Origin of the sequence: Butyrivibrio sp. CB08, assembly GCF_003625485.1 — a bacterium.
In the GTDB taxonomy this organism is placed as follows: Bacteria; Bacillota; Clostridia; order Lachnospirales; family Lachnospiraceae; genus Butyrivibrio.
This window is the reverse complement of sequence record NZ_RAIR01000002.1, coordinates 473,706-498,863: the sequence shown is the minus strand read 5'-3', so window position 1 is coordinate 498,863 and position 25,158 is coordinate 473,706. Positions and strand designations below refer to the sequence as shown.

Annotated in this window: 19 protein-coding genes; 12 read left to right on the top strand and 7 right to left on the bottom strand. The window is 45.8% G+C overall.

The features are described from left to right. Positions 1-606: 606 nt before the first annotated feature. Positions 607-2,268 (top strand): bifunctional metallophosphatase/5'-nucleotidase, encoded by a 1,662-nt coding sequence (locus tag D6855_RS05790; protein WP_120738970.1) that lies wholly within the window; start codon positions 607-609, stop codon positions 2,266-2,268. A 156-nt stretch (positions 2,269-2,424) separates the two neighbouring features. Further along, on the top strand, positions 2,425-3,741 hold the full coding sequence (locus D6855_RS05785; RefSeq protein ID WP_120738968.1) for a sensor histidine kinase: 1,317 nt from the start codon (positions 2,425-2,427) through the stop codon (positions 3,739-3,741). Between the two features lie 47 nt (positions 3,742-3,788). Here D6855_RS05785 and D6855_RS05780 read toward each other — a convergent pair whose 3' ends face one another. From D6855_RS05780 to iorA, 4 genes are read right to left on the bottom strand one after another with little or no spacing between them, the layout of a single operon-like run. Next, entirely contained in the window at positions 3,789-4,223 is a 435-nt protein-coding gene (locus D6855_RS05780) for an ACT domain-containing protein (protein ID WP_120738966.1), read from the bottom strand. Positions 4,224-4,251: 28 nt separating this feature from the next. Then, positions 4,252-5,553 carry a phenylacetate--CoA ligase family protein gene (locus tag D6855_RS05775; protein ID WP_120738964.1) on the bottom strand — a complete coding sequence of 434 codons (1,302 nt, stop codon included), beginning with the start codon at positions 5,551-5,553 and terminating at the stop codon, positions 4,252-4,254. Positions 5,554-5,588: 35 nt separating this feature from the next. Then, positions 5,589-6,161 carry an indolepyruvate oxidoreductase subunit beta gene (locus D6855_RS05770; RefSeq protein WP_120738962.1) on the bottom strand — a complete coding sequence of 191 codons (573 nt, stop codon included), beginning with the start codon at positions 6,159-6,161 and terminating at the stop codon, positions 5,589-5,591. 5 nt (positions 6,162-6,166) lie between these two features. Further along, on the bottom strand, positions 6,167-7,927 hold the full coding sequence (iorA, locus tag D6855_RS05765; RefSeq protein ID WP_120738960.1) for an indolepyruvate ferredoxin oxidoreductase subunit alpha: 1,761 nt from the start codon (positions 7,925-7,927) through the stop codon (positions 6,167-6,169). A 177-nt stretch (positions 7,928-8,104) separates the two neighbouring features. Between iorA and D6855_RS05760 the strand changes: the two genes are divergently transcribed. From D6855_RS05760 to D6855_RS05750, 3 genes are all read left to right on the top strand, one after another. Further along, entirely contained in the window at positions 8,105-8,662 is a 558-nt protein-coding gene (locus tag D6855_RS05760; RefSeq protein ID WP_120738958.1) for a M48 family metallopeptidase, read from the top strand. 58 nt (positions 8,663-8,720) lie between these two features. Then, positions 8,721-9,890: a hypothetical protein gene (locus D6855_RS05755; RefSeq protein ID WP_120738956.1), complete on the top strand. Its 1,170-nt coding sequence runs from the start codon at positions 8,721-8,723 to the stop codon at positions 9,888-9,890. A gap of 107 nt (positions 9,891-9,997) precedes the next feature. Beyond that, a complete protein-coding gene (locus D6855_RS05750; RefSeq protein ID WP_120738954.1) occupies positions 9,998-11,632 on the top strand; it encodes a class I adenylate-forming enzyme family protein in 1,635 nt (544 codons plus the stop codon). A gap of 74 nt (positions 11,633-11,706) precedes the next feature. Here D6855_RS05750 and D6855_RS05745 read toward each other — a convergent pair whose 3' ends face one another. Next, entirely contained in the window at positions 11,707-12,906 is a 1,200-nt protein-coding gene (locus tag D6855_RS05745) for a DUF362 domain-containing protein (RefSeq protein WP_158589477.1), read from the bottom strand. A gap of 124 nt (positions 12,907-13,030) precedes the next feature. On the opposite strand from D6855_RS05745, the gene D6855_RS05740 reads away from it, so the two are divergent. The 7 genes from D6855_RS05740 to D6855_RS05710 all read left to right on the top strand — a co-directional run bounded on the left by D6855_RS05740 (position 13,031) and on the right by D6855_RS05710 (position 23,147). Next, on the top strand, positions 13,031-13,978 hold the full coding sequence (locus D6855_RS05740) for a leucine-rich repeat protein (protein ID WP_120738949.1): 948 nt from the start codon (positions 13,031-13,033) through the stop codon (positions 13,976-13,978). 86 nt (positions 13,979-14,064) lie between these two features. Continuing rightward, entirely contained in the window at positions 14,065-15,426 is a 1,362-nt protein-coding gene (locus tag D6855_RS05735) for a sodium-dependent transporter (protein ID WP_120738947.1), read from the top strand. A gap of 150 nt (positions 15,427-15,576) precedes the next feature. Then, a complete protein-coding gene (locus D6855_RS05730) occupies positions 15,577-16,308 on the top strand; it encodes a hypothetical protein (RefSeq protein ID WP_120738945.1) in 732 nt (243 codons plus the stop codon). A 73-nt stretch (positions 16,309-16,381) separates the two neighbouring features. Continuing rightward, entirely contained in the window at positions 16,382-17,986 is a 1,605-nt protein-coding gene (locus D6855_RS05725; protein ID WP_120738943.1) for a hypothetical protein, read from the top strand. 11 nt (positions 17,987-17,997) lie between these two features. Next, positions 17,998-19,425, top strand: coding sequence for a vWA domain-containing protein (locus tag D6855_RS05720; RefSeq protein WP_120738941.1), 1,428 nt, complete (start codon positions 17,998-18,000; stop codon positions 19,423-19,425). A gap of 12 nt (positions 19,426-19,437) precedes the next feature. Continuing rightward, positions 19,438-20,913: an ATP-binding protein gene (locus D6855_RS05715; protein WP_120738939.1), complete on the top strand. Its 1,476-nt coding sequence runs from the start codon at positions 19,438-19,440 to the stop codon at positions 20,911-20,913. A 239-nt stretch (positions 20,914-21,152) separates the two neighbouring features. Further along, the gene (locus tag D6855_RS05710) at positions 21,153-23,147 is read left to right on the top strand and encodes a 2-isopropylmalate synthase (protein WP_120738937.1); all 1,995 of its coding nucleotides are present in this window, start codon (positions 21,153-21,155) and stop codon (positions 23,145-23,147) included. Between the two features lie 226 nt (positions 23,148-23,373). On the opposite strand, the gene D6855_RS05705 is transcribed toward D6855_RS05710, so the two are convergent. Together D6855_RS05705 and D6855_RS05700 are read right to left on the bottom strand one after the other, a co-directional pair. Further along, on the bottom strand, positions 23,374-24,339 hold the full coding sequence (locus D6855_RS05705) for a 3-hydroxyacyl-CoA dehydrogenase (RefSeq protein ID WP_120738935.1): 966 nt from the start codon (positions 24,337-24,339) through the stop codon (positions 23,374-23,376). A gap of 109 nt (positions 24,340-24,448) precedes the next feature. After that, complete coding sequence (locus tag D6855_RS05700) at positions 24,449-25,048, bottom strand: L,D-transpeptidase (RefSeq protein ID WP_120738933.1); 600 nt, start codon at positions 25,046-25,048, stop codon at positions 24,449-24,451. Positions 25,049-25,158 lie beyond the last annotated feature (110 nt).

The window sequence follows — 25,158 nt, the reverse complement described above, 5'->3', positions numbered from 1 at the left end:
AACGAAACTTTTCCATGATGCTCAGGCCGCTTTTCTTTGATTGCGCGTGCTCATGGCGAACAGGCTCATCAACATATTCTAGAATCAGTGGTCATAGCTCGCTTTGCGAGCGTATAGGAAATTGAAAAAGGCAAAACCAAACTTGCAGCTTGGTTTTGCCTTTTATCATTTCCTTAGGGTGCTACGCACCTATGACCACTGATATTGAAAAAATTTAATCCGCCTGTTTTCGCCTCTGTTTATTCGCACGCGCTTAAAAAGCGGCCTATGAGCATCAGGAAAATGGCGTTTGCAGCTAATGATTCGAAACCAGGAAGATATAGTGGCGGCGCAGCTTGGGGCCGAGTTTTTTGACCGCAGAACGTAAGAACAAAGGGTCGCAGCCATGAACTTCAGCGAAGGAGCGACGAAAAAGAACTTCCCCATGGCGGGTGGCTCTGGTGCGGGGCATGCAGACGGGGACTGGGGCGAGGGATGCTTTTGTACATAACAGCCAAAATAAAAGTGACAAAATTGGTTAATTATTTGTTAAATTATGGGCTTAATTGTCATATAATTATAGTCACGGGCCCCGAACAGGGGTGAGAAAAAACGGGAGGTGTGTTTATGACAAAACACAGTGTAGTAAGACGTATTTTTTCTATTGTTATGGCAATGGCTCTTGTGCTTTCACTTGGCATGACATCACTTACAGTCAGAGCTGCCGGCGAACCAGTTAAGGAATTATCTATCCATGATCTTCCTGCTGATTTTTCAGGCAAGACTGTAATCCTTCATTCCAATGATATTCACGGAGCAATCGGCCGCTATGGCTACATCGCATCTGTTAAGCAGAATCTGCAGAGCAGAGGCGCAGAGGTTATCCTCGTTGACGCTGGTGACTTCAGCCAGGGTACACCTTATGTAAGCACAACTAAGGGTCTTGATGCAGTAGCTTCTATGAACGCTGCTGGTTATGATCTGATCACACTTGGTAACCACGAGTTTGATTACGGTGTAACTCAGCTCAAGGCTAATCTTGCAACAGCTAAGTTTGGTACAGTTTGCGCATCATTCCTTGATGGCAATGGCAATTCTGTATTCACTCCTCACACCATCATCACAAAGGGTGGCGTAAGAGTAGGTTTCTACGGACTTGTAACACCTGAGACAATGACAAAGGTTACTCCTTCATTCGTAAAGGGTTACACATTCCTTGAGAAGGATGCTCTTTACAAGTGCTCACAGGAGCAGGTTGACCAGCTTAAGGCTGAGGGCGCAGATCTTGTTATCTGCCTTGCTCACCTTGGTGTAGATGAAGAGTCCAAGCTTAACGCTTGCAGAAGCGTTGATGTATTCCCTAAGACAAAGGGCATCGACCTCATGATCGATGGTCATTCACACACAGTTATGACAGCATCAAGCAATAATCTTCCTATTCAGTCAACAGGAACAAAGCTTCAGGACATCGGTGTTGTAGTTATCGACAACGCTTCCAAGAAGATCGAGGATCACTACCTTGTATCTCTTGAGGGACTTCAGAAGGAAGTCATCACTGACGCCGTTACAACAGCAATCATCAAGAGAGTAGATGCTGAGTATGGCCAGTCATTTGGTAAGAGTGAAGTAGAACTCAACGGCGCTAAGGCTCCTGGAAACAGAACAGAGGAGACAAACCTTGGTGACCTTATTACAGACGCACTCCTTTGGAGCGTATCTAAGAACGCAGGCGCTATCACTGTAGACAAGGATCACATCGTAGCAATCACAAATGGTGGTGGAATCCGTGCAGCTATCCACGCAGGCGCTATTACTAAGAAAGATATCAACACAGTTCTTCCATTCGGAAACACTGTAGCAGTTGTTTATGTAACTGGTGAAGAGCTTCTTGAGGCTCTTGAGGCTTCAACATTCGCAGCTCCTGATGCAATCGGTGGATATCCTCAGACAGCAGGCATCAAGTTCACAATTGATACCAAGAAGTCATTTGCACAGGGACCTGCTTATCCAGCTTCTACATATCATAAGCCTGCATCAATCAACAGAGTTACAATCGAGAGCATCAATGGTCAGCCATTCTCCAAGACTGATACATACGCAGTTGTTACAAACAACTTCTGCGCAGACGGCGGAGATACATACTATGTATTCAAGAACGCAAGCGCTCAGTTTGATACTGGTATCGTTATGGACGAGGCAGTTATGGACTACGTTAAGACAGAGCTTAGAGGCACAGTTCCTGCATCTAAGTATGGCCAGCCTCGTGGCGATCAGACACAGCTTAAGTAATTCATTGCTGGTAGGATCTAATATGTAAAAAGTGCGCTGTCACCTGAATTGGTGGCAGCGCTTTTTTAGTGTAAAAAATCAAGAGAATTTTCTGACAATATACTGTATAATTATTAGTGGATGCTCGATTATTAAACTTGATTGGAGATCTTGAGGGTGGTAATCAAATATATTTACACCGATCTGGAATTCTTTGGCGCACTCTTTTGCTGGGTTGCTGCCGCATATCTGATAATTAGCAGGTCTGTTATCAAGAGGCAGTACAGGGCTCTTGCAAGCCTTGAAGCAGCCATTGGTGTCATGCTCTTTTTTGATGCCCTGGCATGGCTTTACAGGGGCAATCCTGGTCGTACTGCTTTTGTTGTCCTGACCGTTGTCAATTTTTTAAACTTTGTAGCCAACGCTGTTTTACCGGTGTTCTATTCGGTCTATATTCTTTTGTCCATGAGAGGGGAGAAGTCTGGGAGTAAGTTTGTTTATGTTATTACTGGTTTTTCTCTGCTTTCGCTGGCTTTTATTTCCATATCCCAGTTTAATGGTTATATTTACAGGATCAATCCAGAAACCAACCTCTATGAGAGAGGCGAGGGATTTAATATCCTTACTGTTCTGTTTATCCTTGGAATGCTTGTAGGTATCATGTTTATCACCAAATACCGCAAAAATATTCCAAGGTTCAGACGTATAGCTCTTCTTAGCTTCATCATCCTTCCTCTTATCGCGGCAGTGATACAGGCATTTATTTATGGCTATTCTCTTTCAAACATCGCATGTATCATAAGCGGATTCATCATGTTTGCCCAGGCTCTTGATGATAACGCCAAGACTATAATTGAAAATGAGATCTATATCAAGAAACAGTCAGAAGAACTTACTGAGATGAGAACCAAGATGGCTCTGTCCCAGATGAAGCCAGAGTTTTTGTATGACACCTTAAACTCTATTTATTCCCTCTGTGACAAGGATGTATCCAGGGCAAAAGAGGTCATCGTTCACCTCTCTAATTACCTGAGGCAGGACATTGAGTCCATCGATGCTGATCGTCTTGTTTCATTTGCAAAAGAGCTTAACCACACCATGGTATATCTTGAGCTTGAAAAGACAAGGTGCCCTGGAAGGTTTGAAGTCGAATACCACACCAATGCTACGGGATTTGAGCTTCCAGCCCTTACAATTCAGCCACTGGTAGAAAATGCATTAAGGCATGGTATCTACAAGCTTCCGCCGGGAGATACAGGAAAGATAATGATCTATTCCGCCAAGGGTAATGGATATGTGAAGATATCAGTTGTGGATAACGGTGTTGGCTTTGATATGACCAAGATTGAGAAGGAGACAGGTTTTGACAGAAATCTTGCAGGTATCCAGAACGTTAGAAACAGACTTAAGATCATGGAGGACGCAGAACTCCATATCCAGTCCCAGGAAGGTTTTGGAACAATAGTGGATATCATAATCCCTACAAAGGGATAAAAAAGAAGCTGGTGCATATGCATCAGCTTCTTAACGTTATGGCTGTTTTAGATTGATGAGATTTCTTCCTGGTTAAGGATCTTGGCGCCCTTACCAATAAGTCGAGCCTCAGCTGCCTTAGTGTCAGCTACTCGGAAGATCATAACAGCTTTATCGGTAGCCTTGCCGCCAGGGAAGGCGTACATGTACTCGATGTTTACCTCTGCATCGGCAAAGATTTCAAGAAGCTTGTTAAGTCCGCCTGCCTCGTCAGGAATCTCAATTGCAAGAACAGGAGTAAGACTTGCTACGAAGTCGTGCTCTTTAAGGGTGTTGACTGCGCTTATGGCATCGTCAACGATGAGTCTTGCAATACCAAAGTCCTTGGTCTCAGCAAGGGAAGTGGCTCTCATATCTATTTCGTGATCTGCAAGAACCTGGGTCATCTTCTTAAGGGTTCCAGGTCTGTTTTCCAAAAAGACGGATATCTGCTGTACGCTCATGGTCATCCTCCTATCTGATTATATTATATCAAATCTTACGCTTATCGATAACTCGAACTGCCTTGCCCTCTGATCTTGTGATGGACTTAGGAGCAAGGAGAGATACCTTAGCCTTGATGCCAAGCATTGACTTAAGATCTGCAGAGAGCTTGTTCTGTCTTGCCTCTACTTCACCAAGGTTATCATTGAACATTTCAGGAGTCATCTCAACCTGAACGTCCAGAGTATCTGTATTGTTTACACGGTCAACTACGATCTGGTAGTTAGCTGCATAGCCGTTGTTGAGAAGTACTGTCTCGATCTCGCTTGGGAATACGTTTACACCACGGATGATGAGCATGTCGTCTGATCTTCCCATTGGCTTGTCCATTCTGATGAAGGTTCTTCCGCAGGAGCACTTTTCTCTTGATACTCTGCAGATATCTCTTGTGCGGTATCTGATCATTGGGAAAGCTTCTTTATCAACAGCTGTGAAAACAAGCTCGCCCTGGCTTCCTTCAGGAAGTACTTCCTCAGTTTCAGGGTCGATGATCTCTACAATGAAGTGATCCTCATTTACATGCATACCGCGCTGCTCTGAACACTCAAAAGCAACACCAGGACCTGAGAGCTCTGTGAGACCGTAGATATCAAATGCCTTGATGCCCATGGTCTGCTCGATGGAGTGACGCATCTCTTCGCTCCATGCCTCAGCGCCGAAGATTCCGGACTTAAGAGGAATATCATCAGGGCCGTAGCCAAGCTCCTGCATACGCTCACCAAGGTAAGCAGCATAGCTTGGAGTGCAGCAAAGGATAGTAGCCTGAAGATCCTGAATGAACATGATCTGACGATCTGTATTACCTGAGCTGATGGGAACTGTCATACATCCAACCTTGTGGGAACCACCGTTAAGACCAGCACCACCAGTAAAGAGACCAAAACCATAAGATACCTGACATACGTCTTCCTTGGTTCCGCCTGCAGCAACGATAGCTCTTGCGCAGCAGTCATCCCAAAGGTCGATGTCATGCTGTGTGTAGTAGGCGATAACTCTTTTGCCTGTTGTACCAGAAGTGGAGTGAATCCTTACAACCTGGTCCTTGGGAACAGCAAGAAGGCCTGCTGGATATGTCTCCCTAAGGTCTGCCTTAGAGAGGAATGGAAGCTTGTAAAGATCATCAACAGACTTGATGTCATCTGGAGTTACCCCTTTTTCCTCCATCTTCTTGCGGTAGTGTGGCACGTTGTCCCATACGTGCTTAACCTGTTTAACGAGTTTCTCTGATTGAATCTCCCTTATCTTTTCCAGTGGGGCACATTCAATTTCAGGCTGGAAATAGTTCTCCATGTGTTCTCCTCCTTATAGTCCTTTGCGGTGGAACGTTAATTATTCTTACCAAGCTCGAAAGCTTTTTTGTTCATTTCAAGGAATTTCTCTGGTACGTTAGCCTCAAGTGATTTCATCCATGCATCCTCAGGAAGATCAAAGTAGTGTGAGAGTCTTCCAAGAAGCACGATGTTTACAGCCTTAGCTGAGCCTGCCTGCTCTGCAAGAGTGAGGCAGTCAAGAGCGTCAACCTTAGCACCTGTTGCCTTAAGTTTATCTACAAGGTCAGCTGGGTATTCTGCAGCGCCTGTGATAACTGGCATCGGATCGATCTGCTGTGTGTTGGTTACGATCTGGCCATCCTTTTTAAGGAATGGAAGCCACCTTGCAGCTTCTAAAAGCTCGAAGGATACGATGTAGTCTGCCTGTCCCTTGTCGATAACAGGGGAAAAGACCTTGTCGCCGTATCTTACGTATGTGACAACGGAACCACCTCTCTGGCTCATTCCGTGTACCTCTGAAACCTTAACGTCATAGCCCTGGCTCATCAGGAGATGTCCAAGGAGTTTACTTGCAAGAAGTGAGCCCTGTCCGCCAACGCCCACGATCATTATATTCTTAGTCTCCATTTGTCTTATGCCTCCTTTCCTGTAACCATGCCTTCAAAAGCACCAACAGGGCACAGCTGACTGCATACGTTGCAGCCTACGCACAGAGTGTTGTCGATGGTTGCCTTGCCATCCTTCATGGAAATAGCAGGACATCCGATCTTCATGCAGGACTTGCAGCCTACACACTTGTCGCGGTTTACAGAAAGTGGAGGGTTGTGCTTAACATACTTAAGAAGAGCACAAGGACGTCTTGAGATGATAACTGAAGGAGCCTCAGCTGCAAGCTCTTCCTTAAGCACTTTGTCGCATTCCTCGAGGTTGTATGGATCAACAACTCTTACTCTCTCAAAGCCCATAGCTCTGCAGAGGGCCTCAAGATCGATCTTGCCAGCAGGGTCGCCCTTGATGTTGTAGCCTGTTGTAGGGTTCTGCTGATGTCCGGTCATACCTGTGATTGAGTTGTCAACGATAACGATGGTTGAGTTACTCTGGTTGTATGCTACGTTAGCAAGACCAGTCATTCCGGAGTGCATGAATGTTGAATCTCCGATAACAGCTACGGTCTTGCCCTCAGACTCTTTTCCTCTGACCTTGTTAAAGCCGTGAACAGCACCGATTGAAGCGCCCATGCAAAGGGTCATCTCGATGGCGCCAAGAGGTGGAACAGCACCAAGGGTATAGCATCCGATATCTCCAAGTACTGTGCAGTTGTTCTTTTTAAGAGTGTAGAACAGTCCTCTGTGAGGGCAGCCTGCGCACATTACAGGAGGCCTGTTTGGTACGTTCTCTTCTAAAGCGAAGGTGCTTGAAATCTCTTTTCCAAAAGCAGCAGCAATGAGATTCTGGGAGAACTCATCGCATACTGGAAGAAGGTCTTTTCCTGTAACAGTAAGGCCAAGTGTCTTAACGTGATTCTCGATGATAGGATCGAGCTCCTCTACAACAAAGAGCTTGTCTACCTTAGCGGCAAAGTCCTTGATGAGGTTCTCTGGAAGAGGATTGGTCATACCGAGCTTAAGAACTGAAACGGAGTCGCCAAATACCTCTTTTACATACTGATATGAAGTAGAAGATGTGATGATACCGATCTCTGTGCCGCCCATTTCAACTCTGTTAAGAGGGCAGTTCTCAGCGTACTCGATGAGCTTTCTGGTGCGCTCTTCAACGATTGGGTGGCGTCTCTTAGCGTTACCAGGCATCATTACGTACTTTGCAATGTCTTTTTCATAAGGGAAATCTGGAACTGTGCGGTCTGAAACAGTTACCAGTGACTGGGAGTGAGCTACTCTTGTGCACATCTTAAGAAGGACAGGAGTATCAAAATTCTCAGAGATCTCATATGCAAGCTTGGTGTATTCAAGGGCCTCAGCTGAATCTGAAGGCTCGATCATAGGAACCTTGGCAGCGATGGCGTGATGTCTTGAATCCTGCTCGTTCTGAGATGAGTGCATGCCCGCATCGTCAGCCACAACGATGACAAGACCAGCATTGACGCCGGTGTAGGACATGGTATAAAGCGGGTCAGCAGCTACGTTAAGTCCAACGTGCTTCTGAGCGCAAAAACTTCTGCGGCCTGCAAGGCTGGCGCCAAAGGCAGACTCCATGGCAACCTTCTCATTGGGTGCCCATTCGCAGTAGATCTCATCATATTTAGCAGCTTCCTCAGTAACCTCAGTACTTGGGGTTCCGGGATAGCTTGAAATAAAGCAGACGCCGGCCTCGTAAAGACCACGGGCAACAGCCTTATTGCCCAGCATGATCTGCTTGTTAGCATTGTCGTTCATTACATAACCTCCTACATAGAAATATTGCAAATGTGTTTGGTCAACGTGATATGTGCATAACTTTAAAGCGATAAAGTGACCTACATACTAGAATAGTAGAAATGGGTAATAAAAGCAAGGAAAAATTGGAGTTTGAGAACAATTGGCTGTGTGGTTTGTGATATACTGAAAAGCACTATGAAACAGGAGATAAAACTTATCCGCAGCAGGCGGAAGACCATTTCAATAGAGGTTACGGCAGACGCCCAGGTCATCGTCAGAGCGCCTATGAGAGTGTCGCTTAGAGAGATCAATAGATTCGTTGGGGAAAAGGCCGACTGGATCGATAAGAGCCTTCGGAAGATGAAAGAGAGGCAGGAGGAGATCAGTCAGGAGGGAAAAGAGCCACTGTCTCCCCAGGAGGTAAAGCTTCTTGTTACAAGGGCCAAGCGCATCATCCCCCAGAGAGTTCGCTACTACGCCGGAATCATGGGAGTGACTTACGGCCGCATAACCATCAGGATGCAAAAGAGCCGCTGGGGCAGCTGCTCAGGAAAAGGCAATCTTAACTTTAACTGCCTTCTTATGCGCACTCCGGACGAGATTATCGACTACGTGGTAGTCCATGAGCTTTGCCATCTAAAGGAGATGAACCACTCAAAAAGGTTCTGGGCAGAAGTAGAGAAGATAATCCCGGACTACAAGGAGCGCAGAAAATGGCTTAAAGACCACGAAAGTGAATTGATGTACCGGTAGCTTGGTACAACATCAGAGTATAATGAAATACAGATTGTATATTGAGGAGGAAAAGTTTATGAAAAAGAAGTTATTGTTATTTGTTATAGGATGCACCCTTGCGCTTACAGGCTGCGGCACTGGTGCAACTTCCCAGGAACCAGCAGAGCAGGTAGAATTTGAATCTACCGTAGAAGCCAGCGCGGATGATGCGACAGAAGCATCCGCTGAGGACAGCTCTTTTGACGAAGAAGAGTTTATGGGACAGGAGCTTACACCGGATGCTTCCGGAAGAGTATCCAATGGCATCTTCTCAATCCAGATGCCAGAAGGGACGGAAGGAACATATCTTGCTTACAACTATGAAAACGAAATAAACATATACGACAAAGCATGCTATGAAGACGGCTATACCGGCTTTGCTTTTGGAATCTGCCTTGCCGATGATTACGGAGAGTACGGCGGAATGCGGACAAAGATCGGCGAACTAACGGATGAGAGCGGCAAAGTTCATCATGTCCTTATCTCTTTTCCCTCAGAAGTACAGTGGGATTTCAACAAGAGTGCTGATGCGCCTGCGACATATTCGGCACTTTATGACAATGCCAGAGATATCGCGGCAACTCTTGAGCCAGTAGGAGGCGGAGAGTATGTTGATGGCGGCGGATGCAGGGGCGAGGAGATTTACGGCGACCTGGTAAAAGAAATTGTGACCACCGTCAAGGATGCGGAGAACTCTAATGAGCTTGAGGAAAAAGAGCTAAGCCCTGTTTATTATGCCATGACTATGGGTTCACACCCGGAAGACCCTCTTCTTAACATTGGTGTGGCTTATTATGACTTTAACCTGGACGGCGTTGATGAGATGGTGATGGGGGACATGGGTAACGGGCAGATCTACGATATCTTTGGAGTGGTAGATGGAAAGCCTACCCACGTTACTTCCGGAAACTGGAGGGATTATTATATGCTCCACGGACCGGTACTTTCTGAGCATGTCTCTGAGCTTGCCAGTGTTTCTGTAGTCAACACCTTTGAGCTTATGCCAAACAGCACAGAGCTGTTTCCGCAGTATTCACTTAAACTTGATGAGACAGATGGAGCACAGTATAAGTGGTCAGTATCCTATGACAGCGGAGAAACCTGGGAGGAAATGACTGAGGATGATTACAACGACCGCCTTTCAAATATCATGAATTTCCCTACAGACAAGGAAGTGCAGTTTGTGCCTTTGGGAGACTTTGAATAAAGGTAAACTGTTGATTTTTCTCTAAAAAGAAGGTATACTTTACTTTAGTGCTTTAAAGTGCATTAGTGATACTTTAAGCCTTAATTCTTTAGAGGGAGTTACAAGAAATGCCAATTACAGATTTACTTGAGAGAAACAGCAAGCTCTATGGGGAAGAGGTTGCACTTGTTGAGATCAATCCTGAGATCAAGGAAGAACAGAGAGTTACCTGGAAAGAGTACGAACTCATCCAGCCAACATCAACAAGCTATTACAGAAGACAGATCACCTGGTCCGTGTTTGATGAGAAGGCAAACCGCGTGGCCAATATGCTTATGGAGAGAGGAATCAAGAAGGGACAGAAGTGTGCGATCCTTCTTATGAACTGCCTTGAGTGGCTGCCAATTTACTTTGGTATCTTAAAGGCCGGAGCAGTAGCAGTTCCTCTTAATTTCCGTTTTGATTCTGAGGAGATCGACTACTGTCTGAAGGCTTCAGATTCAGACGTTTTGTTCTACGGACCTGAGTTTATCGGACGAATCGAGGACATTGCACAGAAGCTTAAAAAAGAGATGCTTCTTCTCTTTGTAGGCGACCAGTGCCCATCCTACGCCGATGACTATTACAGATATGCATCCAATGCTTCATCCCAGGCACCTAAGATCCTGGTAGAAGACAAGGACGATGCAGCAATTTATTTCTCATCAGGAACTACAGGTTTCCCTAAGGCTATTTTGCATATCCACACAGCGCTTATGCAGTCAGCCAAGATGGAAGCCATGCACCATGAGACTACACACGCAGATAATTTCCTTTGCATCCCACCTCTCTATCACACAGGTGCCAAGATGCACTGGTTTGGATCTCTCTATACCGGAAGCCGCGCAGTACTTCTTAAGGGCAATTCCCCTGAGGCAGTATTCAGGGCTGTATCCGAGGAGAGATGCACCATCGTATGGCTCCTTGTTCCGTGGGCACAGGATATCCTGGCTGCGCTGGACAGCGGCAAGCTTAAGATGGAAGACTATCACCTTAAGCAGTGGAGACTCATGCACATCGGTGCTCAGCCTATCCCACCATCACTGGTTCGTCACTGGCTTGAGTACTTCCCGGATCACAAGTACGACACCAACTACGGACTTTCAGAGTCCACAGGCCCAGGCTGCGTTCACCTTGGAATGGAGAACGTCAGAAAGGTCGGAGCTATCGGTGTTCCTGGCTATGGCTGGAAGACCAAGATCGTGGACGAGGATGGCAACATTGTTAAGCAGGGCGATATCGGAGAGCTTTGCGTCAAGGGCCCTGGCGTAATGGTTGAGTACTACAAGAACCCAGAAGCAACAGCTGAGATCCTTAAGGATGGCTGGCTCTTTACAGGAGACATGGCACGTCAGGACGAGGAGGGCTTTATCTTCCTTGTAGACCGTAAGAAGGACGTTATCATCTCCGGCGGTGAGAACCTGTATCCTGTTCAGATCGAGAGCTTCCTTATGAAGAACAACAAGATCCACGACGCAGCTGTTATCGGTCTTCGTGATCAGCGTCTTGGTGAGATCGCAGCAGCTATCATCCAGGTAAAAGAGGGCATGACCCTTACCGAGGAAGAGGTAGACGAGTTCTGTGTGGATCTTCCAAGATACAAGAGACCTCGTAAGATCATTTTTGCAGACGTTATCAGAAATGCTACAGGCAAGATCGATAAGCCAAAGCTTAGAGAGATCTATGCTGGAGCAAGTATCGTAGAAGATCAGAACCAGTCATAACAAGCATAATAATAGCCCTGAGTGCAGGTTGTTGCACCCAGGGCTTATTTTTGTTTTTGGCAAAAGAGCTAAAATCAGCCGTGCATATTGTTGAGGAGTTTTCCGATCGGGTTGTAGTGAACCTTCATGGCTCCAACCGGGCAGAATTCCTGGCAGCAGAAACACTTGATACACTTGCTGCGGTCGATTGATGGGATAGAGCCGGTTCCTTTAGGTGAAGCTCCATTTGCCCTGACCATAGTGATGGCCTTTGCCGGGCAGGTTTCATGGCACTTCCTGCAGCCTATGCACTCATCCTTTTTGACCTGAGGTTTGGTGGAGTAGGCCAGCTTAACAGCCACAGATTTGATCCTGTTAAACACCGTTCCACCTTCAAAGGTAATGCTCTGATGAATGGTAGCTCTTTTAAAATCAGGGACAACTGCGTCCCCAAGGCTGTATCCACCAAGGATTCTGACTTCACTTATGTCCTTGGGACCAAGGCCTCTTTCGCTTGCCATAAGCAGTGTCTGAACATCATTAATTCCCATTCCAATCATATGAGCGCAGACCATGTCCAGAGCGTAGGGCTTTTTGGAAGCAAGTACAGCGCCGATATGTCTCTTTTCCCCGGCTGTCGGGCCGTTGCCCTCCATGCCGTCTATGGCGTCAACCACGTAGAGAACAGGCTTAAAGTATTCGTTGAGATCCACCATCACGTTGGCGAAGGCCTTCTCCTCAGGGAATCTCATATGGTACTCTGGCTTGGTGGCTCCGGGGATGCAGCCAAACATGTTCTTGACTGCGCAGCTCATGCCCATCATGGCGTGGGTCTTAAGCTTGGAGAAATTGATGATGACGTCTACGTCCCGTAGCCACCCTGTATATATGAAGCTCTTGATGGATAGTGCCTCTGGGAACGTACCGTCCTTAACAGAGAAGTTCTGATTTAAGGTAACGCCTTTGATATCCTCAAGCTCATTAAGTCCGCAGGCTTTGTAAATGTTCTGGACAAAGGACGGGGTGAACAGTCCTCCTGGGCTGTCTCCTATAACAACTGTGGCGCCTCTTTCTACAAGAAGCTCGCAGAGCCTTCTTAGGAGCACCGGATTTGTGGTGATAGCCTTGTCTGCTGAAGCTCCGGTAACAAGGTTGGCCTTTATACCGATCTTCATTCCGGGCTCTACAAAGCTTAGGGCATCTATTAGATCCAGACTCTCGCCTAAAGCTCTTTTTACCTCTTCATATTCATAAGTCTCGCACTTAACCAGTGCTACTGCGTCAAACTCACTCATGGGGCATGGTGTCCTTCCTGGTATCATGGGGATACAGTTTGATTATGTCCTCTATTATATTGAAGGTTGTAAAGAGCCGCAACCGGCTATAAGATAAAAAGAAAAACGTCCAAATGGAGTAGTAATGCCTTTTACATACGAAATTCGCGAACATAAAAAAGATAAGCACAAATTCATAGAGATCACAGGCTACGAGGGAAGCGTATCAGACCTGGTGGTGCCAGCAGAGATTGATGGACTTCCGGTAGAAGCTGTCGGTAATCACTCTTTTTCTGGAAGGCAGGACCTTCGGAGCGTAACCCTTCCTGAGAGCATAACGACCCTTTACGGCTTTGCTTTTCACAACTGCAGGAACCTTAGGAAGATATCTCTCTTTGACAGCATCGATGACTACTACGACGGTGTCTGCAGACAGTGCGACAGCATAAGCGATATTGATATCACCATAAACCGCGGGTGGTTTGAGGTTATAAGAAATTTCCTCGCTGATAACGACAAGACTCTTAAGTTCACCATAAGAGTGCGGGAGGGAAAAGAGCTTACGGCGACCGAAACCTATATCACAAGCTGTCTTACTTTCCCTGAGTACGTCTACGATTTCAATGAAAACACCATGGCCCGCACCATTCAGTTTTCCATCGCGGGATCTGGCATGTTCTACAGGGAGTGCGTGGACAGGCGCTCCATCAACTATCGCGAGTACGACAAGCTCTTCGAAAAGGCCAAGATAGACAGCGGCGAGATTCCACAGGACATCGCCATAGGAAGGCTGCTTTATCCGGTGGAGCTCCTTGCGGGATACCAAGAGGCCTATGAGAAATTTGTGACAGAGAATGGCCTTGCCATTTTGAAAAGACTGATCGCCGCAGCCACAGCAGATGCTGCAGGCCTTGAAACTTTAAAGGGATTAATAAAATACCGCCCCGGAGAAAGTCTCTTTTCCGAGGCGGATATGGATAGTGCTGTTCGCTATGCATCAGAGCTGGGGGCAACTGAAGTTACTGCCGTTCTCATGGATGGGAGCTCAAACGCAGCAACGGAGGGCTCTGACGGGATGCGGTTCGAGTTTTAAAAATACTCTGTTCTAAATTTCTGACTGATGGTATAATTTTCGTTGGCTGTCTTAAAGCCAAATTTAATTTTTGAAGGAATTTAGTAATGAGTGACAACAACAGAGGGGGATTTGGAACCCGCCTGGGATTTATCCTGGTAAGCGCAGGCTGCGCGATTGGAATTGGTAATGTATGGAAGTTTCCTTATGTGACAGGACAGAACGGTGGTTCAGTGTTTGTGCTGTTCTATCTTTTGTTTTTGGCAATTATGGGAGTTCCGGTAATGACTATGGAGCTGGCAATGGGAAGAGCCAGTGGACTTACCCTGGTTAATGGCTACAAGAAGCTTGAAAAGAAGGGCACCAAGTGGCATATCCACGGATGGGTCTGCATGATAGGCAACTACCTTCTTATGATGTATTACACCACCGTGTCAGGCTGGATGTTTGACTACTTCTACAAGTTCGCAACAGGTGAATTTGAGAAGATCGGAGATGCTCCAGTAGCTTCAGTATTTGACGGACTTATGGCAGATCCCATTGAAATGGGTATCTTTACCATAGTAACTGTACTTATTGGATTTTTGGTTCTTAGCTTTGGTGTTCAGAACGGACTTGAGAGAGTAAACAAGTTCATGATGCTTGGACTTCTTGCTCTTATCGCAATCCTTGCTGTTCACAGTATAACTCTTCCTGGTGCTAAAGAAGGACTTACATTCTTTTTACTTCCTGATTTTGGCAAGGCAAAAGAGATTGGACTTCATAAGGTCATTTCAGCAGCCATGAGCCAGGCTTTCTTTACCCTTAGTATTGGTATGGGATCCATCGAGGTCTTTGGAAGCTACATGTCCAAGGACAGGACCCTTACTGGAGAAGCCATGAGGATCAGCGCTCTTGATACAATGGTTGCTATCCTTTCAGGAATCATTATTTTCCCTGCATGCTTTTCCTATGGTGTTGAGCCAGGTCAGGGGCCATCACTTATCTTTGTTACCCTGCCTGAGCTCTTTATCAACATGCCTCTTGGCAGGATCTGGGGAACTCTGTTCTTTGTATTCATGTCATTTGCAAGCTTCTCCACTGTGACAGCAGTGTTTGAGAATCTTATCGTATGCCTTACAGACAACTTTAAGATCAGCAGAAATGCATCAATTGTCATTAACTGCATCTTCCTGATCTTTGCTTCCCTTCCATGTGTTCTTGGCTTTAACAAATGGAGCGGACTGCAGTTCCCGGGCGGAAGAGGAGTTCTTGATTTCGAGGACTTCCTTGTAAGTAACCTTATTCTCCCAATAGGAGCTCTGGTTATTCTGCTGTTCTGCGTAACAGGTCTTGGATGGGGATTTGATAAGTACCATGAGGAAGTAAACACAGGTGAAGGCACTAAGATGCCTGTCTGGATCAAGTATTACCTGAGATTCGTTCTTCCTGTTCTGATACTAATAATCATCATTAACGGTCTTGTGTGAATTAATGTTGCGAATTTAATAAAATTTTTAGTGTTTCGCAAATAATTTTAATTACGAAATTGAAATTTAGGTGCTAGTATTGTCTCGTTGGTCGGAGAAAAACTGTAAACACAATTTAAATAAAAAAGTGAGTATGAGGTGAAACGAACAATGAGAAAGACAACAAAGTCAATTATTATTGCAGGTGTTGGAACAGTATTATCCCTTGGAGTTATTCTTGGAACAGGAAGCTTTGATCTTGACGTTATGGCTAGAACCAGCGGAATTGCAAGAACAAAAGTTGAGGTAGATACAAGCCATTATGAGTCTCCAGAGGAGCTTGCAAACAGAACACAGGAAAGAGTAGATGCTGAGGCTAATGCTCAGAGACAGGCAATTGTTGCTGAGGGCAGCAAAGTAGAGAACAGGACTGTAGATGGCGTAACATCTGAGGTTAAGGGACTTTATCTTTTAGATGAAATAAAGGGTCTGGCTATGGCTCCATCAAAGGAGTACTACAAAGCTGAGTCTAATACTACAGATCCTTCACATGTTGAGATCACAGCTTATGAGACAGATGCAAAAAAGAGCCCACAGGCTTATCAGTGTGTAACAGAAGTAGCTACTCAGCAGTATCCAAATGCAGTGATCGGACCAAGCGTAAATGTTCAGTACAAGTGGCCAGCTGGCGAAGAGGATTCAAATTTCGTTGGAACATTTAAGTTTGGTATCAGCGACTCTCTTAAGAAGGACGGTGGCAAATACGCAGTAGTATCCATCTATCCAGGCGGTTTCTATCAGATCTACAAGGATACTGATGATAACCCAGATACAATTACAATTGATGCTTTAGGAAACGCTCAGGGCAATCTTGCAATGTATACTCTTATAAGAATTGATTGATATAAGATAAAAGAAATAACGGACTACCGCAATTTTCCTTGCGGTAGTCTTTTTTTGTGCACATAATAGAGATATGAGAGCGAAAAAAATAGACGTAATTTCATTACTGTGCCTTCTGGAAGTTCTGGCTATTGGCATTATCTTTATTCCCAGGGCTTTTCCCTTTCTGATACTTCCTGACGAGTTTGGCTACTGGTACAATGCCGCTAAGGCCCTTGGTTTCCCATGGGAAGACATCCAGAGCCTTGGAAGCTTTTATTCCTATGGCTACAGCGCACTTCTCCTTCCTGTCATGGCGCTTTTTAGAAGTCCGTTATCTGCCTACCGCGCAGCTCTTGTAATAAACCTTATTCTCATGATTGCATCTTTTGCCCTTCTTAAGAAGGATCTGGGAAAAGAGTCTTATCTTGCCCTTATATTTCCACCACTTATAATCTACAGTTTGTCTACCATGAGCGAAATCGCGCTCTTTTTCCTATTGGTAGTTACAGTCATAAGGCTCAAAAAGTTTTCGGAAAATGTGACTATTCGGAATGGAGCACTGTTTCTTCTGCCGGCATTTCTGGCATTCATAACCCACAACAGAATGCTTCCAGTCCTGGCTCTGGCGATCCTGATCACGCTGGAAAAGACTTCCGATAATGGGAAGAAGCTAAGTGGAGTTTTTCTGGCCCTTGTTTTTGCAGCTCTTTTTGCGCTGACATTCCCTGCCAAAACCTATTTCACATCTGGTATCACTCAGAGCGCAGCTTACGCTTCCACGGGCTTTCTTGCCATGATTTCAAAGATAAGAAATCTCTTTAGCCTTGAAGGCGCAATTAGATTTGTAGTATCACTTCTTGGAAATTTCTTTTACCTGGTGGCATCTACCCTTGGTCTTGGAACACTTGGCCTTAAGAGGCTTGTACGCATGACCAGGGATAAGGACGATGTCAGCTATTTTATTCTGGTATCACTGGTACTGGAGGCGCTTCTTTCATCGCTGTTTTTGTTTGGAGGAGACTCTTTTACCTCGGTGCTCTACGGAAGATATTTGGATCCTTTCTGCGCTCTGCTTCTGGTCCTTGGAGCAAAAGAGTTTTTGGAAGAGGAAGGGAATATCAGGTGGATAATGGGAGGCCTTGCAGCCGCTGCAGTGGGACTATTGGCAGTGCTTGTAAGGATTGGCGGATATGGAGACTACGACGGGATTCTGTGCATTGGAGCTGGATACTTGTCCTTTGCTTTTACAGATGTTAAGGCTTTTCTTGTTGCGGCCTTTGCACTTTCTGGACTTATCATCTTTTCGCTTCTGGTGTTCAAGATGAACCTTGGGGGAAAAGCTGCCATGTCCATGGCAATCATGGTATTTGCGGTTTTGTCTATTCTTTTGACCATAACTGTGTGGGAAGATGCCAGCTCTTTTGTCAGGGGCGAAGCCGAGGTTGCAGAGGAAATCGCTGGACAAACTAAAGGCGAGGTATATTATATTAACGAGGACGGCGCTGATGCAGTGCAGATGCTGCAGTTCTATCTTGGCGGGCAGCAGGTGCGCATCACTACTCCGGAGGAGATAGCTCTTTTGCCAAAGGACGCTACTGTTGTGACCATGAGCTACAGCGGACTTGATGATGCGCTTTCGGGAGCATATGAACTTGGCACCACCTCAAACTGTTTCAAGATTTGGATGCCCAGATAGGGAGATTGGATTTGGATACAAGAAATACAGTCAGTCGCAGTGAGGAACTGTCGCGAACAGGTATAAGGGTCCTCGATGCGGCCAGAACAGAACTGTATATGGATATGAGGTTCATGGGGGCGGCGCTTTCGTCCCTTTCCTATGAGATGGACCTGTCAACCACCACGGTTGGAACGGACGCTGTGAGTATTCGCTTTAACCCCGCTCACGTCCTGCGTCTTTTTGTGGAGGAGCCCGGGAAGCTGAACCGCACCTATGTGCACATGCTTCTTCACTGTATCTTCCGCCATATGTACACCTCGGAGAGGTACGAGGACACAAGGCTTTTTGACCTGTGCGCGGACATTGTGGTGGAGTCAATCCTTGATGATATGGACTATCAGTGTATTTATCGGGTGAGCAGTGACTATCGCGACCGCTGGTATGAGACCTTGGAAAAAGAGCTAAAGGTCCTTACAGTGGAACGGCTCTATCGGTACTTCTCGGATGAAGCAAATTTGCTGGATGAGAGGGAGTACGAGAAGCTTGAGAGGGAGTTTTTCCTTGATGATCACGGGTTCTGGCTAAGGATGGAAGAGCAAAAGAGCGACGATCCCGATAAAAAGGATGACAAGGATAAGCCGGACCTTGATCAGGATATGGACGCTCCAAAGGGAGCTGACCCTGAGGGCAAGACCACTGAGAAATACATAAATCCAAGGCGGCTTCAGAAGATCAGGAATAAACAGAAGGACTGGGATAAGGAAGCCAAGCGCCTTGAAACTGAGATAGAGACCATCGGCAAAAATCAGAGTGACAAGATCGGTAAGTTCTCATGGATCCTGCAGTTTGAAAACACAAACAGGCGGGACTACAAAGAGTTTCTGGACAGGTTTAAAGAGCTTCGTGAGGAAGGCGGTATCGATCTGGATTCCTTCGATTACGGAATGTACTCTTTTGGCCTTGCCACCTATGGCAACATGCCACTGGTTGAGGAGAATGAGTTCAGGGAAGTCAAGAAGGTCCAGGAGCTTGTGATAGCCATAGACACCTCCGCTTCCTGTCAGGATGAGATGGTGCAGAGGTTCCTTAATGAGACGGGAACGATGCTGTTGTCCTCCGAGAACTTTTTTCAGAAGATAAGGATCGTGGTGATCCAGTGCGACGACCAGGTCCAGAAGGTAGACGTTATCACCTCTGTAGAGGACATGGACAAGTACGCCAAAGGTATTCACGTGGAAGGCGGCTACGGCACGGACTTTAGGCCTGTCTTTGAAAAGGTGGAGGAGCTGCGACGTCAGCAGTATTTTGAAAACCTTAAGGGGCTTATATATTTCACCGATGGCTACGGGACTTATCCCGACAAGCCCACGGACTACGACACAGCATTTGTGTTTATCGAGGATTCGGACTACGAAGACGATAAAGTGCCGGACTGGGCGCTTAAGCTATACATGTAGATTGGAGCTATTATGAATATCGATCAGGCAAAAGAAGAAGTTAAAAACGCGGTAAGGGCTTACCTTTCAAAGGATGAGACCGGCCAGTACGAGATCCCTGTGGAGAGGCAAAGGCCGATCCTTTTAATGGGACCTCCCGGAATCGGTAAGACCGCAATCATGGAGCAGATCGCCCACGACCTTGGGATCAACCTTGTGGCATACACCATAACTCACCACACCAGGCAGAGCGCCATTGGTCTTCCCATGATAGCCACAAAGAGCTACGGGGGAAAAGAGTATTCGGTTACTGAGTACACCATGAGCGAGATCGTGGCTTCTGTGTACGACCAGATTGAAAAGTCAGGGGTTAAGGAGGGAATCCTGTTCCTTGATGAGATCAACTGTGTGTCGGAGACACTGGCTCCAACCATGCTTCAGTTCCTTCAGTACAAGACCTTTGGAAGTCACAGGATCCCGGATGGATTCATTATCGTAACTGCAGGAAATCCCGCAAGGTTCAATAAGTCTGTGCGCGACTTTGATATCGTAACCCTTGACAGGGTAAGGCAGATCAACATCGAAGAGGACTTTGACGCCTGGAAGAACTACGCCTATAAGGTGGGTATCCACGGCGCTATCCTTGCATACCTTGAGATAAAAAAGGATAACTTCTACAGCATCAAGACTGACGTCGATGGCAGGAGCTTTGTAACCGCCAGAGGCTGGGAGGATCTATCCCGCGTCATGAAAGTCCACGAGAAGCTTGGAATCCCAGTGGATGAGAATCTGTGCTCACAGTACCTGCAAAACCACGACATCGCAAGAGACTTTGCGACTTACTACGAGCTTTACCTTAGATACAATGAGGTTTACAAGATCCCTGATATCCTTGAAGGCAGATTTCCTGAGGATAAAGAGAGTTTGCGGAAAGGCTCTTTTGATGAGAAACTCAGTATCATCGGGCTTCTTACAGATGCCCTTATGGGTGAGTTCAGAGATTTTGCAAGGCAGCAGGCAGTGCAGAAGACTCTGTTTGAGATAATTAAGGAAGTGGCAGCAGGGGATGGAGACAGCTCTTTTGCCGCAAGGAGAAAACAGCTGCTGGACGACGTGGCATCCAGAAAGGAAGCTGGCATGATCGACCGAGACAGCGAAAAGAGCCTTCTTATGGCTGCTGATGCCCTTTCTGAGTGCGAGAAGCTTAGCGCAGATGAAGCCAAGAAATGGTTCACGAATCGTGAGGATGAGAGACAGGCCAAGATAAAGAAGACGGGAGAGCACTTATCAAACAGCTTTGCTTTCCTTGAAGAGACCTTTGGAGACAGCGAGGCCTTAACTGGCAGCCAGGAGATGGTAATCTTCTTAACTGAGCTCTCCAGTGCATATCACAGCCTTAAGTTTGTGAGAGAAACAGGCAACGAAGCCTATTACAAGTACAACAAGCTTCTTTTATTGTCAGATCGCAAGAAGGAACTTCAGGACCTGGCTCAGAAGCTGGTGTTCTAAATATTTGGGAAATACAGCAGAGACGGCCCTTTGAGTCGTCTCTTTTATTTTGCGGATTAATATTTATCAAGAAAAGAGATTAATTCTACCATGATGTAATTGTGCAAATTTATGGTATGATAACTGATATCAATAAAAATGATGATTTTTAACTCGAAGATTTATTAATTATCAACTTAACTATATCGAAAATAATCCGATATAATTAAAAATCATCAAGAAAGAAATGAGGAGTAGATATGAAAAACGTAGAGAAATACCAGAGACAGTACTTCATGCCTCCAAAGCCCACTTTTGACTGGGTCAAGAAGGATTACATCGACCATCCACCAATCTGGTGCAGCGTAGATCTAAGAGACGGTAATCAGGCCCTTATCGAGCCTATGAGTCTTGATGAGAAGCTGGAATTCTTTACGATGCTTGTTAAGCTTGGCTTTAAGGAGATCGAGATTGGTTTCCCTGCTGCGTCTGAGACAGAGTTTGAGTTTGCAAGAACTCTTATCGAGAAGAACATGATCCCTGACGATGTAACAGTTCAGGTTCTTACACAGGCCAGAGAGCACATCATAAAGAGAACTTTCGAAGCTGTTAAGGGAGCTCCAAAGGCTATCATCCACCTCTACAACTCCACATCTGTAGCACAGCGTGAGCAGGTGTTCAAAAAGAGCAAGGAAGAGGTTATGAAGATTGCAGTTGACGGCGCTAAGCTCCTTGATAAGCTTGCAAAGGAAACCAACGGTAACTTCTCTTTTGAATATTCACCAGAGAGCTTCCCTGGAACAGAAGTAGATTATGCGGTTGACGTGTGCAACGCTGTTCTTGATGTATGGAAGCCTACCAAGAAAAATAAGGTTGTCATCAACATTCCAACAACTGTAGAGATCGCAATGCCTCACGTGTTTGCAACACAGGTTGAGTACATCAGTAAGAACCTTAAGTACAGGGATGCTGTAAGCCTTTCACTTCACCCTCACAACGACAGAGGTTCAGGCGTCAGCGATGCTGAGCTTGGATGCCTTGCCGGAGCAGACAGAATTGAGGGAACACTTTTTGGAAACGGCGAAAGAACCGGTAACGTTGATATAGTTACTCTTGCAATCAACATGTACTCTCACGGAATCGATCCAGGACTGGATTTCAGCCACATCACTGAGATCGCTGAGACCTACGAGAGACTTACAAGAATGCGCATCTACGAGAGACAGCCATACGCTGGACAGCTGGTATTTACAGCGTTTTCCGGATCTCACCAGGATGCTATTTCCAAGGGATTCTCCTGGCACGAGCAGAAGAAAGACGGCGGAATCTGGTCAGTTCCTTATCTTCCTATCGATCCCAAGGACCTTGGAAGAGAGTACGACGGAGACGTTATCAGGATCAACTCCCAGTCCGGAAAGGGCGGCGTAAGCTACATCCTCAAGACCAACTATGGCATGATGGTTCCAAAGGAAATGCAGGCAGACATCAGCTACACCATCAAGGATATCTCAGACAGAGAGCATGCTGAGCTTTCACCTGCAAGGATCTATCAGATCTTTGAAGATAAGTACGTTCACAACGACAATGTATTCAGGATTCCTGAAGTTCATTTCAAGCAGATAGATGGTATTCTCGCAGAGGTTACAGTCAGCCACGCGGATAAAGAGCATGTGGTTGAGGCAAACGGTAACGGACGTCTTGATGCTGTAAGTAATGCCATCAAGCAGTACTTCAATATCAGCTACGAGCTTTCAACCTACGAGGAGCACGCTCTTTCAAGAGGTTCTTCATCTAAGGCCTGCTCATATGTGGGAATCACCTACAATGGCCAGAAGTTCTGGGGCGTAGGAATTGACGAGGATATCATCAAGTCCTCGATCAATGCACTTGTAATAGCTGTAAACCAGATCGACACAGTTAAGAACATCAAGAACAACAAGGATGAGAGGATCAACTCCATCATCAATTACATTCAGGAGAACTACCTGACAGTAACTCTTGATGATCTTTCAAGCCAGTTCTATCTCTCAAAGCCTTACCTTTCTAAGTACATCAAGGAAAAGTCAGGAATGACCTTTGGCGAGAATGTTAAGAGGATAAGGCTCAACAAGGCCAGCACCCTGCTTAGAAACGGCAACATGAAGGTTGAGAAGGTTGCAGAGGCAGCAGGATACCAGAACGTTGAGCATTTCAACAGACTGTTTAAAAAGAAATATGGCATGACGCCAGTTCAGTATCGTAGCAGTACAAGATAATAAAAATTTAAGGGATCAAAAGAAATTCTCAGATAATATTGCACATGTGATGGGAGTAGATGTGGCAAAAGAGCCTGATGAGGTCCAAGAAGATGTGAGCTCCTATGTTGAGGAGCGTATCTATGTTCCAAGGACTTTTGAGAAGACAGTAAATCAGAAATAATAAGAAGTAAAAAGCCGGCTCAATGGAGCCGGCTTTAACTTTAAATATGAATATTTATTCGTATTATTTATTGTACTCGTAGAATCCCTTGCCCTTGTTGATACCGGTCTCGCCCTTGTCTATCTTCTCTTTTAAGAGCTTACCGATCTTGTTGTAGATATTGCCTTCTTCCTGAGCGCCGGGCTTCATCTGGTTGATGTTGTAAGCTGTCTCAAGGCCTACGATATCAAGGATCTCGAAAGGCCCCTTTGGAGCGCCGGTTGCAAGACGCCATGTGAGGTCGATTGTTTTAGGATCTGCAACTTCATTAGCCCACAGAGCCTGTGCAGCTGAAAGGAAAGGAACCAGCATGGAGTTAAGGATGTAGCCAGGCTGCTCTTTGTGAAGCTCAAGAGAAACCATGTTGATCTCACCTGCAAATGCAACAACCTGCTTGTAAATCTCGGGGTCTGTTCCAGGATGTCCCATAACCTCTGCAGTGTTGTTCTTCCAGATAGTGTTAGCAAAGTGAAGAGAAAGATATTTCTCGGGCCTTCCTGTGTACTCAGCAAACATACTTGGAAGAAGTGTCGAAGAGTTGGTAACAAGGATGGTCTTCTCGTCGAGAAGATTTCTCATCTGCTCGTAAACATCAATCTTGGCATCCGGATCCTCTGCCATAGATTCAATAACAATATCTGCACCGGCAACAGCCTTTGCCATATCAAGCTCGATATGTACGTTGTCGGTCATATTCTTTTTACCCTGCTCAATGAGAGCATCGATCTGCTCAGCTGTGATGCCTTCCCACTTTGTGATAAGTCCCTTTGGATAAAGAAGAGCACCCAGTGGATTGCCAATCAGATTCTTAGCTGCTGCAAGGTCATCCAGCATAGCCTTTGAATAAAGGTCGATCTTAGGCTGTGTCCTCCCGATGGAAGACTCGCTTCTAAGCCAGAAAGTAACGTCATGTCCTGTATAAGCACAAATGAGTCCGATCTGAGTACCCAGCACACCACCGCCTGCAACTACTACTTTGTTCATTGCCATAAAAACCAATACCTCCTAAAATGTATAATTATAACCCTGTTATCATATTATCATTTTGGGGCATAAAAATAAACAACAAGACACGGGGACGGTTCTTGTTGTTTTTTATTCAGTGAACGTTTACAACAGTTCCGATGCCCACCATGTTGAACAGCTCTTTTGCGGCGTCGTGGGATAGGTTGACGCAGCCGTGGGAACCGTTGGTCTTGTAGATCTGACCGCCAAATTTCTTTCGCCAGGTGGCATCGTGTAAGCCGCATCCGCCGGGAGAAAATGGCATCCAGTAGTCAACCCAGTTTTTCCAGGTGGGGCCTTCGAGGTACTGGCCGGAAACGTGGGCGTAGATGGCGTAGACTCCGGTGGGAGTTTCCCTGTTTTTTGATACATCTCCTGACACGCAGTCTGTCTCAAAAGCTATGTTGCCGTCAAGGATGTAGGTGACATGCTGGTTTTCCAGGTCTATGTCAATGTAGGTGTTAAGGGGTTTCCCTAAAGCCTCTTCCTGGGCGTTCTGGAATCTTCCCTCATAGACACCGAAAGTTGTGTAGTGGTTTATGAGTGCTCTCTGGCTTGTGCCCACAGCTGCTGCTACATCAGGATATCGCTCTGCGTAGTATACAGGGTCAAAGGCTGCGGCATTTACCTTAACTGGAATAGCAAGAAATGCTACCAGAAATAGTACTATTAATGATGATACTTTCTTATACATTCGACATTCCCCTCATTATTATCCGAATAGACGTATCCTCATTATACTCAATTATTTCTAAAAAGTGTATAAATATGTGTAAATTAAGGGCTCCAGCCATTATAATATAG